General features: G+C 48.7%; 14 protein-coding genes. 13 read left to right on the top strand and 1 reads right to left on the bottom strand.

Translation table 11 applies throughout. The features are described from left to right. A partial coding sequence (locus tag RTV33_RS04975; RefSeq protein ID WP_312642179.1) for an ROK family transcriptional regulator occupies window positions 1–673 on the bottom strand: 673 nt, incomplete at its 3' end. A 197-nt stretch (window positions 674–870) separates the two neighbouring features. On the opposite strand from RTV33_RS04975, the gene RTV33_RS04980 reads away from it, so the two are divergent. The 13 genes from RTV33_RS04980 to RTV33_RS05040 all read left to right on the top strand — a co-directional run bounded on the left by RTV33_RS04980 (window position 871) and on the right by RTV33_RS05040 (window position 17,026). After that, window positions 871–1,740, top strand: a complete 870-nt coding sequence (locus RTV33_RS04980; RefSeq protein WP_312642180.1) for a glycyl-radical enzyme activating protein — start codon at window positions 871–873, stop codon at window positions 1,738–1,740. Between the two features lie 15 nt (window positions 1,741–1,755). Further along, window positions 1,756–4,128 carry a pyruvate formate lyase family protein gene (locus RTV33_RS04985; RefSeq protein ID WP_312642182.1) on the top strand — a complete coding sequence of 791 codons (2,373 nt, stop codon included), beginning with the start codon at window positions 1,756–1,758 and terminating at the stop codon, window positions 4,126–4,128. Window positions 4,129–4,141: 13 nt separating this feature from the next. Next, window positions 4,142–5,500, top strand: coding sequence for an FGGY family carbohydrate kinase (locus tag RTV33_RS04990; protein ID WP_312642184.1), 1,359 nt, complete (start codon window positions 4,142–4,144; stop codon window positions 5,498–5,500). 11 nt (window positions 5,501–5,511) lie between these two features. Beyond that, window positions 5,512–6,585, top strand: coding sequence for a class I mannose-6-phosphate isomerase (locus RTV33_RS04995; RefSeq protein ID WP_312642186.1), 1,074 nt, complete (start codon window positions 5,512–5,514; stop codon window positions 6,583–6,585). Between the two features lies 1 nt (window position 6,586). Further along, the gene (locus RTV33_RS05000) at window positions 6,587–7,546 is read left to right on the top strand and encodes an aldose 1-epimerase family protein (protein WP_312642188.1); all 960 of its coding nucleotides are present in this window, start codon (window positions 6,587–6,589) and stop codon (window positions 7,544–7,546) included. A gap of 207 nt (window positions 7,547–7,753) precedes the next feature. Then, window positions 7,754–9,259: a sugar ABC transporter ATP-binding protein gene (locus RTV33_RS05005; RefSeq protein WP_312642190.1), complete on the top strand. Its 1,506-nt coding sequence runs from the start codon at window positions 7,754–7,756 to the stop codon at window positions 9,257–9,259. Continuing rightward, entirely contained in the window at window positions 9,259–10,221 is a 963-nt protein-coding gene (locus RTV33_RS05010) for an ABC transporter permease (protein WP_312642191.1), read from the top strand. Before RTV33_RS05005 ends, RTV33_RS05010 begins: the two co-directional genes overlap by 1 nt. Before the next feature lie 97 nt (window positions 10,222–10,318). Next, a complete protein-coding gene (locus RTV33_RS05015) occupies window positions 10,319–11,305 on the top strand; it encodes an ABC transporter substrate-binding protein (protein ID WP_312642192.1) in 987 nt (328 codons plus the stop codon). 170 nt (window positions 11,306–11,475) lie between these two features. Further along, on the top strand, window positions 11,476–13,017 hold the full coding sequence (locus tag RTV33_RS05020) for a hypothetical protein (RefSeq protein ID WP_312642193.1): 1,542 nt from the start codon (window positions 11,476–11,478) through the stop codon (window positions 13,015–13,017). Between the two features lie 2 nt (window positions 13,018–13,019). Continuing rightward, a complete protein-coding gene (locus RTV33_RS05025; protein WP_312642194.1) occupies window positions 13,020–14,621 on the top strand; it encodes a response regulator in 1,602 nt (533 codons plus the stop codon). A 37-nt stretch (window positions 14,622–14,658) separates the two neighbouring features. Continuing rightward, on the top strand, window positions 14,659–16,446 hold the full coding sequence (locus RTV33_RS05030; RefSeq protein WP_312642195.1) for a sensor histidine kinase: 1,788 nt from the start codon (window positions 14,659–14,661) through the stop codon (window positions 16,444–16,446). Window positions 16,447–16,518: 72 nt separating this feature from the next. Next, window positions 16,519–16,779, top strand: a complete 261-nt coding sequence (locus tag RTV33_RS05035; protein ID WP_312642196.1) for a DUF1905 domain-containing protein — start codon at window positions 16,519–16,521, stop codon at window positions 16,777–16,779. 43 nt (window positions 16,780–16,822) lie between these two features. Next, window positions 16,823–17,026: a YwbE family protein gene (locus RTV33_RS05040; protein ID WP_312642198.1), complete on the top strand. Its 204-nt coding sequence runs from the start codon at window positions 16,823–16,825 to the stop codon at window positions 17,024–17,026. Window positions 17,027–17,092: the final 66 nt, after the last annotated feature.

The raw sequence follows: 17,092 nt of genomic DNA on the forward strand, positions 1-17,092 counted from the left end.
CGCATGAACCTATGCCGTCGGAGATAGTGACAAACATCGAGTTGCGGTAATCCCCCATTGAGCCACGGAAGTATTCGGTGATGGCAAATAGCACCGAGTTATTCTCCAGCAGCACAGGCAGGTCAAATTCCTCCTTCAGGCGGCTTACAATAGCAACATTGTGGAACAGGCTGAAGTTGGGGGGCATTAAAATGGTGCCCGACTGATAATCCAGCGGGCCGGGGCTGCTGATGCCGATGCCGATGACACGGTCGTAGGGAATTTTGTTTTTACTCAGCAACAAGCGGATTGTGCTGCTGATCCATGCCAGTGCAGCACTGCTGTCTTGGTAGTTTTCGGTGTGGCTTTCAGTCGAATCAATCAGCTCAGAGCCGAGGTCGGTGATTGAAACAATCAGCCTCTTTCTGTGCAGCGACACCCCCACCGCGTAGCGGTAATCTTTGACAATATCGAGCAAAATGGGTTTTCGCCCTTTTTGAGTATCGCTGGTTCCAACCTCTATGAGCTGCCCTTCCTGTATCAGGGTGCCTGTAATCATAGTAACGGCCGATTTTGTCAGGCTCGTCTGCGCCGAAAGCTGTGCCCGCGACATGGGCTGTTTTCTGAGCAGGCTGAAGATCAGCGCACGGTTATCGTTTTTCAGCGTGCTCACATTGGAAGCATTATTTTTCATGAGGAACTCCTCTTTTCTGTGATCTCAAACAATTCTATTGTACGTTGTTATGAACATGATGTAAATATCTCTTGGTTTTTTTCAAAAACATATTGCATTTTTCTTCGCGCCATAGTACAATTCAGGTATAATAGTTCAAAGCTTGAACTAATTAATAGCACAAAACAACCACCTTGTCAAATAGGAGGGCTTTTATTATGGTAATTAATGTATTTCAAAAGGGGTTTAACTACTCGCAGGACGGCCCCGGCAACCGTCTGGTTTACCACCTGCAGGGCTGCAATATGCGCTGCAAATGGTGCTCAAACCCCGAAGGAATACCTGTGGCTGCGCCGCTGATGGTGCTGAGTGACCACCTGCGCCCTGAAATATGCCCTTACGGCGCAATTAAAGACGGTAAACTCGACCGTTCTTTTTGCAAAACCTGTACCACACGCGACTGCGTGACCGTAAACAAAAACACCTCGCTGGTAAACAAATGCGAAACCTACGAGGTAGACGAGCTGGTGGAGGAGGCAAAGCGCAGCGCACCGATGTTTTTTGAAAACGGCGGCGTTACACTCACCGGAGGTGAGGTTACCCTGCAGTTTGAAGCGGTAAAAGAGCTGCTTACCAAGCTCAAACAGGCGGGTATCCATACCGCTATTGAGAGCAATGCGTCTCACCCGCGCTTCAGCGAGCTGTTCCCCGTCATCGATTACCTGATTATGGATTTTAAGCATTACGACAATGAAAAACACAAAAAGTTTACCGGCGTTACCTGCGAGCAGAACAAAAAAAACCTGATTAAGGCACTGGAATCGGGCAAGCAGATGAGTGTGCGCATCCCTCTCATCAACGGCTTCAACGCTTCGCCCGAGGATATAGACGGGTTTTTAGCTTGTCTGCAGGGGCATAACAGCGAAAACGCCACCTTTGAGATATTAAGCTACCATGAATATGGTAAGGATAAATGGGAGCAGTGCGGGCTTACCTACGAGATGAAAGACGCACATGTCAACGCGGATACCGTAAAAGCATTTGAAGATAAACTGAAATCCAACGGCTACCATGTAGTTCGTACCTAAAGGAGGAAACAGGATATGAGCATTAAAAACATTTACACACCCGAAAAAATTACCCAAAAAGCAAAGGATCTGTTTGTAGAGGAACGTGCCAAAAAACGCCTGGATGGCTGGTTTTATATCAAAGAGATTCAGAAAAACTGCGCCGAAAAATATGCCGATTGCCCGCGTGAGCTGAAATCTGCCGAATTACTGCGTGAGGTTGCCAAGGCGCTGCCCATCAGCATCAGCGAGCATGCAATTTTTGCGGGCACGCAGAGCGACTCTTTCGCACGCAGCTATGCGCTCATCAACCCCTCCTTCGAGGTGGAATCGTTCGCAGGCTACTGCGACCCCACCGCTGTATTTGGCGATATTGAGCCAAACGAAGAAATCACCCGCGAAAAAATTGAAGAAATGCGTGCCTATGATAAAAAGAGCGATTATGTAAAAGCACTCGACAACACCTACACCCCGGTGCGCCAGTATACAGGTGAGGTTGCATTCTTTATTGAGCAGGTCACCGGTCATGTCATCGCCGATTTCCGCCCCGCGCTGGCACACGGCGTTAACGCTCTGATTGCCGAGGTTGACGAAAAACTCAAAACCGTTACCGACGAAACCCGCCGCACCAACTATCGGGCGATGCGCATTGCACTTGAATCGGTTCTGATTCTGGCACAGCGCTATGCCGATTGTGCCGATGCATTGGCGCAAACCGCAGGTGAAGCCCGCAAGGCCGAGCTTAAACTTTTGGCAGATACCCTGCGCCGCGTACCCGCAAGCGGAGCAAGCAACCTGTACGAGGCAATCCAGAGCTTTATTCTGCTGTGGCAGGTTATGTGCATGGAGCAGTCGCCCAACCCATTTGCGTTTTCGGTGGGCAATGCAGACCGTATTTTTGAGCCTTACCGCGCTAAGGAGGATCTCGACCGCGGCACCGCTGCCGCACTGCTCAAACATCTGCTGGTATTCTACAATGTAGGCGACCGCAGCTGGGCAATTTCACAAAACCTAATTGCAGGCGGCAAGGCGAACGACGGTACAGATCTCACCAACCCCACCACCTACGCGTTGTTTGACGCTTACTACGATATGAACCTGCCGCAGCCCATCCTTTCGGTAAAGCTACACAAGAACACACCGGCTGAGCTGTATGCCGAAATGGGCAGATTCTTCTTTACTCCCGGCTGCCTCACCCCCTCGCTGTTCAACGATGATTCAATGTTCGAGGTGCTGCGTGCAAGCGGTGTTGAGGATTGCGACCTCGAGGATTACGCGATTGCAGGCTGTCAGGAGCCGCTGATTATGGGACGCGACAACGGCAACACCACCAACAGCTGGTTGAACCTTGCCAAGATTTTGGAGCTGACATTGACAGGTGGTGTATCGAGCATTACAGGTGCTGAAATTGGCTCGGTGCACAAAATGGCAGACCCCGCATCGCTGCTCAAAAACATCCGCACCTTGTTCTATGAAAACCTCGATTTTTATGTGAAGAAGATGGTGGAGGCGGCAAACAACGCTTCCAGAGCGGTTTCGCTGCTGCCTGTGCCGTTCCTCAGCACGCTGATGGGCGGAATTGAAAGCGGCTACGACATGCGCGATACCGAGCATCAGGGTACCAAATACAACGGCAGCGGCTGCCTTATCCACGGGCTTTCCATCGTTGCAGATTCGTTTACTGCAATCGATCGTCTGCTTGCAGAGCGTCCGCAGGATGCACAGCGCCTGCTTGATGCAATAAAGAACAACTTTGAGGGCGATGAGGAGCTGCGCCAGTACCTGCTCACCTGCCCCAAATACGGCAACAATATCGAGGGTGTCGACCTTGAAACGGCTGAGATTGCGAACAAGGTTTCCGACCTCATTTCATCGCAGAAAAACTACTTGGGTAACCCATTCCGCCCCGACTATGCAACCCCTTCCACCCATCTGCTTTACGGCTACTGGGTGGGCGCAACCCCCGACGGGCGAAATGCGCGCGAAATGCTGGGCTACGGCATCGATCCGTTCTATGGTGACGCACAGTCCGGTTTGGGCTTCCGTACCCTCTCAAATATGCGCCTGCCGTTTGGCAAAATGAACGGCGGCTATGCTTCCCACTTTGGTATTGACCCCAAATACTTCAAAACAAAAACCTACGAGGAGAAGGGCATTGAGTTTAAGAACCGTGTAATTGCACCGCTGTTCTTCAACGCAGCGAACAATCAGCTGGCGCCGTTCTACCTGTATGTCAATGTTACAACCCCCGAAATTCTCCGCAAAGTGATGGAGAACCCCAAAAAGTATGCTCCAAGCGGTGTTTATATCATGAGAATCCACGGAACATTTGTAAACTTCCTCGATCTTTCGCCCGCAATCCAAAACGATATCATCAAACGTCTGGATTTGGAGTCGACCTCGATGTAAAGGAGAAAATGATATGCGAGTCATCGGAATTGATATTGGAACCACCACCGTTTGTGCGTCGGTGATCGATTCGGCGAGCGGGGAGGTGCTAACCTCCCGCACGCTCGAAAACGATGCGTTCATTGCGGCTACAAAGGTATGGGAGAAGCTGCAAGACCCCGCAGTAATTTTGGCAAAGTGCGAGCAGCTCATCGGTGAGCTGGCAAAAGGCTTTGCACCCATCGGTGCTATCGGTGTAACAGGGCAGATGCATGGCATTTTGTATGTGGATGAAAAAGGCTGCGCGGTAAGCCCCCTGTACATCTGGCAGGATGGCAGGGGAGACCGCGAATACCGCAGCGGCGAAAGCTATGCCGCGTACCTTTCGCGTAGCACAGGCTACAAGCTTGCCACCGGCTTTGGCTCGGTTACCCATTTTTGCAATGTGCAGACGGGTGATGTACCGCAAGCCGCAAGGCGGTTCTGTACCATACCCGATTTTATTGCAATGCGCCTTTCGGGGCGCACCTTGCCGCTGGTACACACCACCAACGCCGCGAGCCTTGGGCTGTTCGATTTGGAGAATGCCTGCTTTGACCGTGCCGCCATTGAAAAAGAGGGAATGGATTTTTTGATGTTCCCCAACGTTACCGACGGCTTCGACTTGATGGGCAGAACCACAGACGGAATTCCCGTAGCGGTATCCATCGGTGACAACCAAGCGAGCTTTATCGGTTCGGTGCGCGACATGCAGCAGAGCATTCTGGTAAATGTGGGCACCGGCAGCCAGATCTCTTATCTGGCCGGCAAGCTAGTAACCACCCCCTCTATGGAGACCCGCCCCTGCGGTACCGGCGAGTTTTTGCTGGTGGGTTCCTCGCTATGCGGCGGCAGAGCGTATGCAATTCTAAAAAACTTTTTTGCCGAGCTGATTCAACATGCAGGCTGTAAATGCGATGATCTGTATGCGGTGATGGGCAGGCTTGCCGAGGGATATCAAGACCTTGCAGGCAAGCTGGAGGTCTCTACCAAATTCAGCGGAACACGCGATAACCCCGATGAACGCGGCAGTATTTCGAACATCGGCATCGATAACTTTACCCCGCAGCATATCACCGCAGGTGTTTTAGAGGGCATCGTAAATGAGCTTTACACCATGTATCGGGGTTCGGTGGGGCAAGAAGCGGAGAAATCAAATGTTTTGGTTGGCTCGGGCAATGGCATTCGTCAAAACAAGGTGCTGCAGCAGATGTTTGCTGAACGCTTTGGCATGCCGGTGCAGATTCCCGTACACACCGAAGAGGCTGCGTACGGCGCAGCGCTGTTTGCAATGGTTGGTGTTGGATGTTACCCTGCACTCACCGATGCCCAGCAGATTATAAAATATCAATGAGGTGAAACACTGTGAACCAGAATGATTATAAAAAGCTTGCGGAAAACCCCATCTTTTTTGAGCGCAATCGGGTGTTCCGCGTTTATCAAGGCGGTAAGCTGTTCCACGATTTTTTCGGGGACGAAGCTGTCGACGGCAACTACCCCGAGGAATGGATTGCTTCTGACGTAAAGGCACTGAACCAGAACAGCAGTGACCCGCGTGAAGGCGTGAGCCGCATTCGGGGTACCGACGTATACTTCGATGATTTGATGAAGGCAGAGCGTGCCAGCTTGCTTGGCGACCGCGAGAGTTTTGGTATTCTTGTAAAGGCGTTGGACAGCGCAATTCGTCTGCCCATTCAGGCACACCCCGACAAGGCGTTCTCACAAAAACATTTTTCCTCCGATTACGGCAAGGCCGAATCATGGCTGATTCTCGCCACACGCGAAAACGCCAGAATCTACTTCGGATACAAAAATGAAGTAACCGAAGAGGAGTTTCTGTCCGCAATTGAGCGCAGTGAAACCGACAAGGGCGCGATGGAAGAGCTGCTTAATGAAGTTCCCGTCCATAAGGGCGATGTGTTTTTTGTGCCTGCTAAAGTGGTACATGCCATTGGCTACGGCTGCCTGATCCTTGAGATTCAGGAGCCTACCGATTTTACCGTTCAGCCTGAGGCATGGTGCGGAGATTACCACTTGAGCGACTACGAAAAATACCTTGGTCTTTCTCAAGAGACAGCACTCAAATGCTTTGACTATACCATCTACGGTGACAAAGCAGAGCAGCTTGGCAGAAAAACACCCCGTATCTTGAGCCAGACCGATTCTGTCACCTCGGAGGCGCTCATCAGCACGGAGGACACCCCGTGCTTCTCGGTCAACCGCCACCGCGTTCAAAACGGGAGCCTATGCCTAAAGCAGGCACCCTCTGTTTACATTGTTACCGAGGGCGAAGGCTGCATTAAAAATGAAAACTACCGGCAGAATCTCAAAAAGGGCGATTACTTCTTCCTGCCGTATGCGGCAAAGGGCCTGTTTCGGATCGAAACAAGCGGACAGCTTGAGCTGATAGAATGCCTGCCTCCCCAGAAAGAGGTGTAATATGAACCCATACATCGGTCACGAAAGCCAGCTTTCAGGCTTTTATCGATTTACCTACACCGAAGGAGCGTTAAGAGGGCTGGATGCGGTTGAGGTTTACAACGAAACCGGCCTCCGCTTTACCATTTTGCTCGGCAGGGGCATGGATATCGGCTATGCCAGCTACAAGGGGCAGTCGCTGGCGCAGATCAGCAAATGCGGCTTCTCCTCTGCGGTGTACTTTCAAAACGGCGGCAAGGAGTGGCAGCACGCCTTCGGCGCAGGGCTGGTCACCACCTGCGGGCTGAGCAATGTAGGCCCCGGCAGCGAAGAAAACGGCGAAATCTATGGTACTCATGGGCGCTATTCCTCTTTGAGTGCAGAGCAGGTAAGCCTAAGCCGCTCTGCAGCAGAAGGGGATGAAGTGCTGGAGGTCAGCGGTGTCATTCGCCAAGCGGAAATATTTGGTGAGAACTTTGAAGTGTACAGAACCATTCGCACCTACAGCAGGCAAAACAAAATTGAGTTGACAGACACCATTATCAACCAAGCGTTTGAACCGATGCCCCTGATGCTGATGTACCACTGCAACTTTGGCTACCCCTTGCTCAACGAAAACGCGGTGCTAAAGTTCGATGCGCAGGTGAGCACCCCGCGGGATGCCGCAGCGCAGGCGGGATTTGCTGAGATGAAGACCATTCAGCCGCCCCGGTCGGGCTTTGCTGAACAGGTTTATTTTCACAGCGGTGTGCAGAGTGCAGAGCTTTGCTCCCACGACTTTGGCGTGCGGCTCAGCTGGAGCCAAGAAGCACTGCCCTGCATGACGCAGTGGAGTATGTTCGGCTGCGGAGACTATGTGCTCGGGCTGGAGCCCGGCAACTGCTTCCCTGTAGGGCGCAGCGAATTTCTGCAGTCCGACAGTGCCGAATATCTGGCTGCGGGTGAATCCAAAACAACTGCGTTGCTGTTCGAGATCATATAAAAAGAAAAAATCTGCTGCGGTCTACAATTATTGCAGCAGTTTTTTTGTCTTCTTTTTATATTTTTGTATTTTTGTCAAAAATTTACTTAGAATAAAATTACGGCGAATCAAATAAAATTACGGTTACTTGGGTCTACCTTCAATGGTATGATAATGACACAACAGAGAACAGCCGTCATATGCGAGGTCTGTGGAATGGAGGCAGAAATGGAACAATATCTGGTTGAATTAAGCGGCATTACAAAAAGCTTCCCGGGTGTTAAGGCGCTCAAAGGCGTTAGCCTAACACTCAAACCCGGAGAGGTTGTCGCATTGCTCGGCGAAAACGGCGCGGGCAAATCCACCCTGATGAAGATCCTTTCCGGCGTATATACAAAGGATGAGGGAACCATTAAGGTGAAGGGACAGGAGGTTACAATTTCAGGTCCGAAGGAAGCAGAGCGTCTTGGCATTGCAATTATCCATCAGGAGCTGAACCTTTGTAAGCACCTTACTGTTGCCGAAAACATTTTCCTCACACGTGAGGAGACAAAAATGGGTATACTCAACGACAGAGTGATTAATAAAAAAGCAAAAGAGCTTTTGGATTCTTTGAATCTGGATTTGAAACCGACAACAAAGGTCGGTACGCTGCCGGTATCTAAGCAGCAGATGGTTGAAATTTGTAAGGCACTGTCGGTAAATGCGGACATCATCATCATGGACGAGCCAACTTCAGCGCTGACGGAAAAAGAAATTGAAGATCTGTTTGTCATTATCCGCAAACTTAAAGAGCAGGGTAAGGGCATCGTCTACATTTCACACCGTTTGGAAGAGCTGAAGCACATTGTCGACCGTGTTACCATTATGCGAGACGGCGATTACATTACCACATTGAATTTTGCAGATACAAACCTTGAGCAAATTATTGGATATATGGTAGGCCGAGAGATTAAAGATAAATTCCCCAGAGTGGAATGCCCTGTAGGGGATGTGGTGTTCGAAGTGAAAAACCTGAGTGCGCCAAGCGGCGTAAAGGATGTTAGCTTTGAGGCACGAAAGGGTGAGATCATTGCTTTCGCAGGTTTGATGGGTGCCGGACGTACTGAGCTTGCAAGAGTGCTGTTTGGAGCCGACAAAAAGACCAGCGGGCAGGTTTTCATCAATGGCAAGGAAGTACAGATTAAATCTCCGCGCGACGCAATTGCGGCCGGGCTGTATTTGGCACCGGAGGACCGTAAGAAAGACGGCTTGTGCATTAAAATGACCGTCGCTGAAAACATTTCTTTGCCCAATATGGACAAGGTTACGAAAAACGGTATTACCAGAATTGGTGAAGAAAAAGCGCTTGCAGAGCGCATTCGCGAAAGCCTTAAAATTAAAACACCGTCCATTCATCAGCAGGTGAAAAACCTCTCGGGCGGCAACCAGCAAAAAATTGTTGTGGGCAAATGGCTTGTGAAAGACGCAAATGTTATTATTTTTGACGAACCCACAAGGGGTATTGACGTTGCAGCTAAGGTTGAGATTTACAACATTATGAACGAACTCAAACAAGCGGGTGTCTGTGTAATTTATGTCTCTTCTGAGCTCCCCGAGGTGCTGGGCTTGTCCGACAGAGTGCTGGTTATGTGTAACGGCAGGCTGAAAGCAAACCTAGAAACCAAAAAGACCAATCAAGAAGAGATTTTGCACTATGCAACACAGTATGATGTAATGGAGGATGTCAAATAATGGATAATGCTACAGCACAAAAGGGAAGAATTTCTCTTTCAAGAAATACCAAGCAGCTCCTGTCCACTTTAAGCGGACTGGTGATTCTGATTGTTGTGTTTGGTATCTTTAACCCGAACTTCGTAACCTTTAACAACCTGTTAAACGTATTGGTTCAGGCTGCTCCAATTGTGCTCATCGCTATTGGACAAACCTTTATCCTCATCACAGGCGGTATCGATCTTTCCATCGGTTCTAACATCGCACTTTCGGGTGTTATTTGCGCTATGATGATGAAATCGGGTGTTCCCGTATGGTTGGCAATTGCCGCAGGTATTTTAAGCGGTGCAGTGGTCGGTATTCTCAATGGTTCGCTGATCACCTATGCAAAGCTACCGCCCTTTATTGTAACCCTTAGCACCATGACCGCTGTTCGCGGTGTTGCGCTTACCATAACTGAGGGTATTCCCATCAGTAACCTTCCCGATGCGTTTAACCAGATCGGTGTAGGCAAAACGCTTGGTATTCCGAACCCCATTTTTATTATGACTTTCTTTGCTCTTGTATTTGGCTTTATTCTTGCCAAAACTAAAACAGGACGCTACACTTATGCATTGGGCAGCAACTTTGACGCAGCACGGCTTTCGGGTATTAACGCAAACCGTGCGCTGGTTAAAGTTTATATGTTCAGCGGTATACTGGCAGCAGTTGCAGGTCTTATCATGGCTGCACGTATCATTTCTGCCCCCCCGTCTGCCGGTGAAGGCTACGAGCAGGATGCGGTTGCCTCCTCTGTTATCGGCGGTGCATCCACAATGGGCGGCGAAGGTAACATTATGGGTACAGTCATTGGCGCATTTATCATTTGCGTACTGAGAAACGGTCTAAACCTTGTAGGTGTATCTCCGTTTATCCAGAAAATTGTTATCGGTATTGTAATCATCGGCGCTGTATTCTTTGATAAAATCAAAAGAAAAGACTAAACTATAATAGTAGAAACAGTATCTTTTCAAAAAAGTATTTGGCAGGTTTACCCCTGTTAAAATAAAAAAGACAGAGAACAATTATGGAGGAAAGAAAATGAAAAAATCAGTAAGAATATTGGCACTCACACTTGCCCTGCTGCTGACATTTACAATGGCTGCTTGCGGCAAAGCTCCGGCATCTTCCAGTTCTTCCGCAGCTACATCCGGTACCGGTGAAGCAACAAAAGAATTGACCATTACTCTGATCACCATGGACTCTATGGACGAACACTGGCTGAAGGTTAAAAAAGGTGCAGAAGATGCTGCTGCTGAACTTGGCAACATCAAACTGAACTTTGACGCTCCTCAGACCAAGGTTGACGCAACTGTACAGGCTCAGCTGGTTGAGAATGCAATTACCAATAAATCCGATGCTATTATGCTTGCTCCCCTCGACAAAGAGGCTCTGAAGCCCGCTGTTGAGAAAGCAAAAGAGGCAGGCATTCCTGTTATCCTCATCGACTCTGCTGTAAACACAGAGAGCTATGATGCATTCTTCTCTACAAACAACGCTGCTGCTGCTGAGCTTGCTGCTGATAAGCTCGCTGAGCTGGTTGGCAAAAAAGGCCAGATCGCAATCATCAACGCACAGGCTGGCTCTGCTACAACCATGACCCGTGAGAAAGCATTTACAGACAAAATTGCAAAAGATTACCCCGATATGCAGGTTGTCGGCATTCAGTACTCGGATGGTGACAAACAGAAAGCTCTGAACTACACCACCGACTTTATGACCAAATTCCCTGACATTGTCGGCTTCTATGCTACCAATGAGGGCGCTACTGTTGGTTGTGCAAACGCAGTCGATCAGGCTGGCAAATCCGACAGCATCCAGATTGTTGGCTTCGACTTCTCTGACGATACAAAAGCACTCATCGAAAAAGGCGCAGTAAAAGCTTCTATGGTTCAGAACCCGTACGTTATGGGTAACGAAGGCCTGAAAGCAGCTGCTAAGCTTGCAAAAGGCGAGACCATTGAGCCGAAAGACGTTGACACAGGCGTAACTGTTGCTACCAAAGAGAACCTCGCTGAAATCAAATAAGTAGCAGCAATTAAGTGAAAAACACCTTTTAAAATCCTTTTGAAAGATTCATTCTAAAGCGCAAAATCCCCCTCTGCACAGCAGGGAGGGATTTTGTGCATGTAGTATTTGCCCCCCCTTTATGGTAAAATAAAGCTAGAAATGTGATGGCTTTTGCCGCGGAGGAACCTATGAAAAAGATGAAACTGATAAAAAGACTGTTGCTGCTTTTAACAGTGGCTTTTTTAGTGGTGTTCTTTTTTTCTGCCATGTACAAGGACGAGCAGAGCATCATCAGCACCATTCCCGAGCCAAATCCATCCGTAAGCCCCAAGGATGTGGTACAGCTTAAAATTTGTGTGGTGGGTAAAAAATATCCGGATTTTGATGCGGTGCAAGAGCAGGTTAATGTGATTTTGCGCAAAGAGATCGGGGCAGAGATTAAGGTGGATTTTATTGAAAAGTCGACTGCGACAGAAAGCTATACCGCCATTTTTGCAGGGGAGCACAATGTCAATTTGATTGACGCCAATGTTTTTTACGACTATAAAATTTGGGCGTCACGTCAGGCATATATGCCTATAACCGAAAACATGATGAAGCTTTGCGCACCCAAAACCTATGAAAAGCTAAGCCCCCGGCTGCTGGAGCAATTGAAATACCATTCACGCCTGTATATGGTACCCTCCACGGTGGAAAGAAGCGGAGAATACGTTGTGCTTGCGCGCGGCGATTTGATGGAAAGATACGGTGTTGAGTCGCTTACCGATGTTGATGAGCTGGAGCACTTTTTGCGTCAGATACGGGATAACGAGGACATAATGCCCTATGATGTGGGCAGTGTGGGGCATGAGCTGCTGCAGGCGGTATATTTGCAGCCACGTTCCCTGCAGATGATTGACTCCTCGCTGCTGGCGCTTGACTTCAGCGGCAAAAAGCCAGAGATTGTGTGGCTGCCCGAATACGAGGGCTTTGCGCAGTATCTGCGGATGGTACAGCGCTGGCGGGGTGATGATCTTATACCCGAAAACGCGGCCGCTCGCAAGCCTGTTGCCGAAGACAGCTTTATACAGGGGCGCTCTGCTATCTACATCTGCCGTATTGAAGAGGCAATGCAGCTGCAAAGTTACATTGACAATTCCTTGCCGCGATACAATCCCCGCATCTTTGATATTTCGGGGGAGCGCGCAGCATGGTGCGATTACGAGCCCTTAAGCGGATTTGCGGTTGTGGGCGGTTCGCACAATGCTGCAAAAAGCCTTGCGTTTATAGAGCAGCTTTCTACCAACGAAAAGGTGTACCGTCTGCTGAACTACGGCGTGGAGGGCTACCATTATCAGCTGGAGGACGGAAAATATATTCCAACCGAGCATGCCGGCCGTTACCCCGCCGGGAACAACCGGTTGTGGCAGTTTACCGAAGAGTTTGCATTGGAAAACCGTCTGCAGCGGGCAGACGGGCTTGAGCTTCTGAAGCGCTATCAAAGCAGCGAAAGCAAGCTGCGCGGCTTTGGCAGCTTTTCCATCGACCCCGATGCGAATACCATCGGGCTGATAGATAAGGAGCGTGTCAACATACGTTATATTTATCCGCTGACACTGGGCGCATTTGACGACATTGTACTTACAATAGAAAAAAGCAAAAACGAGCTAAGCTCGGCAGGCTTTTTCGAATATATGAAAAACGGGCGGAGTCAGCTTGCCAAATATCTGCAGGAAAATGGAGGGGAATGAGGATGTATAAACTTCTGATTGTAGATGACGAAGCAATCACACGAAGCGGAATCATCAAGCATGTCCCCTTTGAAAAGTACGGAATCACCGAGATTTCGCAGGCAGATGACGGCGTAAATGCTTTGGAGCTTGCCAAAAGCTTTTGCCCCGACATTGTTCTTTCTGATATTAAAATGCCGCGCATGGATGGAATCACCTTTGCCAATGAGCTTAAAAAGCTGAACCCCGATTGTGTGCTTATTTTTATGAGCGCGTACAGCGACAAGGAGTACTTTATTAAAGCGATTAAGCTAAAAGCGGTAAGCTATGTGGAAAAGCCGATTGATATTGACGAGCTGGAAGCCGCGATCAAAAACGCAGTGGATGAGCTGCAGCGCCACATTAGCCGCGAGAATATTTCAAACCGCATGGATAAGGTGCTGGAAGAAAGCCGCAGCCTTTTCAACAATCAGCTTGCCTTGCTGTTGATAAAACACGAGACCCCGATGGAAGAGATTGAGGAAAAGATTTCGCTGATGGATATGGACATTCCCCTGGATGGGAGTTTTGTCACGCTGCTCATCAAAATTCAAAACGGAAGTGCTATGACGCCCAAAGAGACCGAGAATATTCGTGAACATGTATATAAGGTGCTTAACGAAGTGCTGGGCAGCCTGGAAGAACGTGCCCTGTGGGCATACCGTGGCAACAACCAAATTGTATTGCACCTTTTTACTCCGCACAGTGAGCGGCATAAGCTTTCGGCTGAACGCATGGTCAGCTTTGCCGAGCAGATTTACATTCGTGAAAGCGAGGTAAACCCGATTTCGATTGCAATCGGCAGTGTGGTTTCGGGTATCGATCAAATCATTCACTCCTACATCAGCGCGGCGGTGGTATTGCAAAAGCTTTTCTTTAAAAAGGGAATCCCTGTCGACTATTACCGCGGCGAAGAACCCGCTGCAGCCTATCATTTTGAAAGCGACCTCACCGAGAGCTTTACCGAGCTGATTGAAAAGGGCATGCAGAGCCAGGCTGTAGAGTTTGTAAGCACATTGACAGCCCAGATTATGCTGTGCACCGATACGCAAATCATTACCATTAAAAACGAGTACTACCGCTTGCTTTGTGTGGTGGATAAATATGCGGTGGGGCAGTTTACGGGACAGACGGAGCAAAGCGGTGAAAGCGACCTTGTGTGGAATGTGGTTGCCTCTACCGAGAGCCTCAGCGAGCTTTCGCGTTACCTCATTGGTAAGATTAACCGCTATTTTTCTGAATTGCGCGACCAAAACAACAATGATGCCATTGCGCTGAAAATTCAGAAGTATATTTCGTTCAACTATCACAATTCTGCTCTATCCATCGAAGAAATCAGCGATGAAATCGGGATGTCGCCGGCCTATCTGTGTGTGCTGTTCAAAGCACAAACCGGTAAGACCATCAACGGCTACATCACCGATGTGCGGGTGGAGAAAGCAAAGGAGCTGCTCAAGGACGGCAAGGTGAAAATTGGCGAGATTGCAAAACGATGCGGCTACAACGACTCGGATTATTTTGCAAAGGTATTTAAAAAGATGGTAGATTGCTCGCCGAGCGAATACCGCAAGAAGTATATTATCTAAAAGCGGCCGCAGGTCGTGGAAAGGGGGAGGAACTGCTGTGCGGCGATTTAACCTGTTTAAAATATTTTTTCGCGATATGCAGCTGAAATATAAACTGATTCTCTCCTTTCTGGTGCTGATTATTGTACCGCTGGTAGTGCAGAACGTTGTAACGTTCGGCAAAATATCGCAGGTGCTGGAGGAACGCATCATCTTCTCCGCCACACAGGTGTTTGCACAGACCACCGATTTTGTATCTTACAAAATCAACAAGATTATCGATATCTCTGAGCAGATTGCGGTGAATGGAACTGTCAAAGAAGTGCTTGAAAAACCCTTGAGTGACTATCCGCTGGAGGAACAATATGAGGATATCAATAAGATGCGCAGTTATCTCAACTCGTTTCGCAACGTGCAGGATATCCACAACGTTTGCCTATACGTTCGCGACGAGGTGGTACATTCGGATGTAGACGGCGACATCGCTTCGTTTTCCAGTGCGCGCAAAACCCACTGGTACCAGCAGCTGCCCGGTGCAGATGGCAATGTATTTATGGTGCCGCCGGAGTATTACCAACCGCGTGTGGGTGAAATCAACAACCAGAATGTTTTGTCGGTGGTGCGGCGCATTTCGGGTACCGATAATTACCTTAATACCATCGGCTACCTGCGCATCGATTTCCTCGAATCCAACATCAAAAACATTTTAACCAATGCGAATTCCATCGACGGCAGCTTCACCTACATTCAAAACCGCGATTACCGTATTGTAATCACCACTGAAGATGAGATGATTGATAAGTACCGCATCAGTATGTCGATGATGGACAGCATCTCAAAGGCAAACGACTGGACCGTCACCAACCTGTCGGGCGAAAAGGTGTATGTGCGTTCCAAACCCATCAACCGCACCGACTGGACGGTAATCACCATTATTCCGGCCACATGTGTATTCCGTGAAATTATCGAAATCAACAACTTTATGACAGTGTTCCTGTCGGTTATTGCGATTGTTGCAGTGGCACTGTCCATCTTTATTGCGGTGAACATTGCAAAACGCCTACACCATCTTTCGCAGAAGATGACCATGGTGACGGAAAACGTGTTTGAGGAGTACACCGATGAGAAGGATAGCAAGGATGAGATTGGCGAGCTTGCCGAAAGCTACAACTATATGGTAGGGCGTATCTCTAAGATGGTAGTGGAGCAGTATCAGTCCGGTCAGGAGCTGAAAAACGCCGAGCTTAAAGCATTGCAGGCGCAGATCAACCCACACTTCCTTTACAATACGCTGGATATGATCAACTGGATGTCTTATGAGGATAAAGGTGCTGAAATCCGCAAAATCATTAAGGCACTCTCTGCATTTTATAAGTTGAGCCTCAGCAGAGGTGACAGCGTCATCTCTATTCGCGATGAGTTGTACCACGTGTCGCTGTATATGAGCATCCAGAACTACCGCCTGCAGAATGCAATTGATTTTACCATCGATTGCCCTGAATATCTGAAGGATTACAGCATCCCTAAAATTACCTTGCAGCCGATTGTAGAAAACGCGATTTTGCATGGCATACAAGCGCGTGAAGACAAGGCTGGCTCTATTTCGATTACGGTTACGGAGCAGGATGATTATATCTATATCCGCACGCAAGATAACGGTGTGGGAGTGCCCGCCGACCGCATTGATGCGATTCTTAACCACGAAAGCAAAAAAGGCTTTGGGCTAAAAAACATTAATACCCGTATGATGCTGTCGTTCAACTACCTCAGTGGAATTTCGATTGAAAGCGAAGAGGGCGCCGGCACAACCGTAATTGTTAAAATTTTAAAGAAGATTCAGGACTGAGCAGACAAGGTATGAATAACAAAGATGGCACCTCGCAAACTAACAGAGAAAAAACAGTTTGGAGTGGGTAGGATGAAGTACGAATTTGCAGCCGAGATTAAGAAAGTGCCCGATATTGACGGTGCATACGTGGAAATACCGTTTGATGTAAAGGCTGTGTTCGGTAAGGGACGGGTGAAGGTGCATGCCACCTTCGACGGAGAGCCTTATGATGGCAGCATAGTAAGAATGGGAACACCCTGCCATATTATCGGTATCCGCAAGGAGATTCGTACAAAAATAGGCAAGCAGGCGGGCGATACCGTGCTGGTGACGGTGGAAGAGCAGGAATAGCAAACTACAAAGCCGGATACGGTTTAACGGAGGAAAACATATTTTGAACGGACAGACAAGAAGCAACATTAAAATAGGTGCACTGGTTGACATTGTGCTAAAAAAGGATCAGCCCACAGGCAAGCTTACCCGTGGGCATGTAAAACGGATTTTGACCAAAAGCCCAAACCACCCTCACGGCATTAAGGTAATGCTGGTAGAAGACGATATGGTGGGCAGGGTGCAGGAGATTGTTGGAGAAAACTGATTGCATACTGCATAATCGAAAAAGGAGCCGTTTGGTGGCTCCTTTTTTGTACCCTGCTTTTGGTGG

The sequence above is a fragment of the Hydrogenoanaerobacterium sp. genome (assembly GCF_032017025.1).
Lineage (GTDB): Bacteria > Bacillota > Clostridia > Oscillospirales > Ruminococcaceae > Hydrogenoanaerobacterium.

What these genes read in the sequence shown, in the direction of transcription:
- RTV33_RS04980 (WP_312642180.1), top strand. Translation starts at nt 871, where the DNA reads ATGGTAATTAATGTATTTCAAAAGGGGTTTAACTACTCGCAGGACGGC.
- RTV33_RS04985 (WP_312642182.1), top strand. Translation starts at nt 1,756, where the DNA reads ATGAGCATTAAAAACATTTACACACCCGAAAAAATTACCCAAAAAGCA.
- RTV33_RS04990 (WP_312642184.1), top strand. Translation starts at nt 4,142, where the DNA reads ATGCGAGTCATCGGAATTGATATTGGAACCACCACCGTTTGTGCGTCG.
- RTV33_RS05000 (WP_312642188.1), top strand. Translation starts at nt 6,587, where the DNA reads ATGAACCCATACATCGGTCACGAAAGCCAGCTTTCAGGCTTTTATCGA.
- RTV33_RS05005 (WP_312642190.1), top strand. Translation starts at nt 7,754, where the DNA reads ATGGAACAATATCTGGTTGAATTAAGCGGCATTACAAAAAGCTTCCCG.
- RTV33_RS05010 (WP_312642191.1), top strand. Translation starts at nt 9,259, where the DNA reads ATGGATAATGCTACAGCACAAAAGGGAAGAATTTCTCTTTCAAGAAAT.
- RTV33_RS05015 (WP_312642192.1), top strand. Translation starts at nt 10,319, where the DNA reads ATGAAAAAATCAGTAAGAATATTGGCACTCACACTTGCCCTGCTGCTG.
- RTV33_RS05020 (WP_312642193.1), top strand. Translation starts at nt 11,476, where the DNA reads ATGAAAAAGATGAAACTGATAAAAAGACTGTTGCTGCTTTTAACAGTG.
- RTV33_RS05025 (WP_312642194.1), top strand. Translation starts at nt 13,020, where the DNA reads ATGTATAAACTTCTGATTGTAGATGACGAAGCAATCACACGAAGCGGA.
- RTV33_RS05035 (WP_312642196.1), top strand. Translation starts at nt 16,519, where the DNA reads ATGAAGTACGAATTTGCAGCCGAGATTAAGAAAGTGCCCGATATTGAC.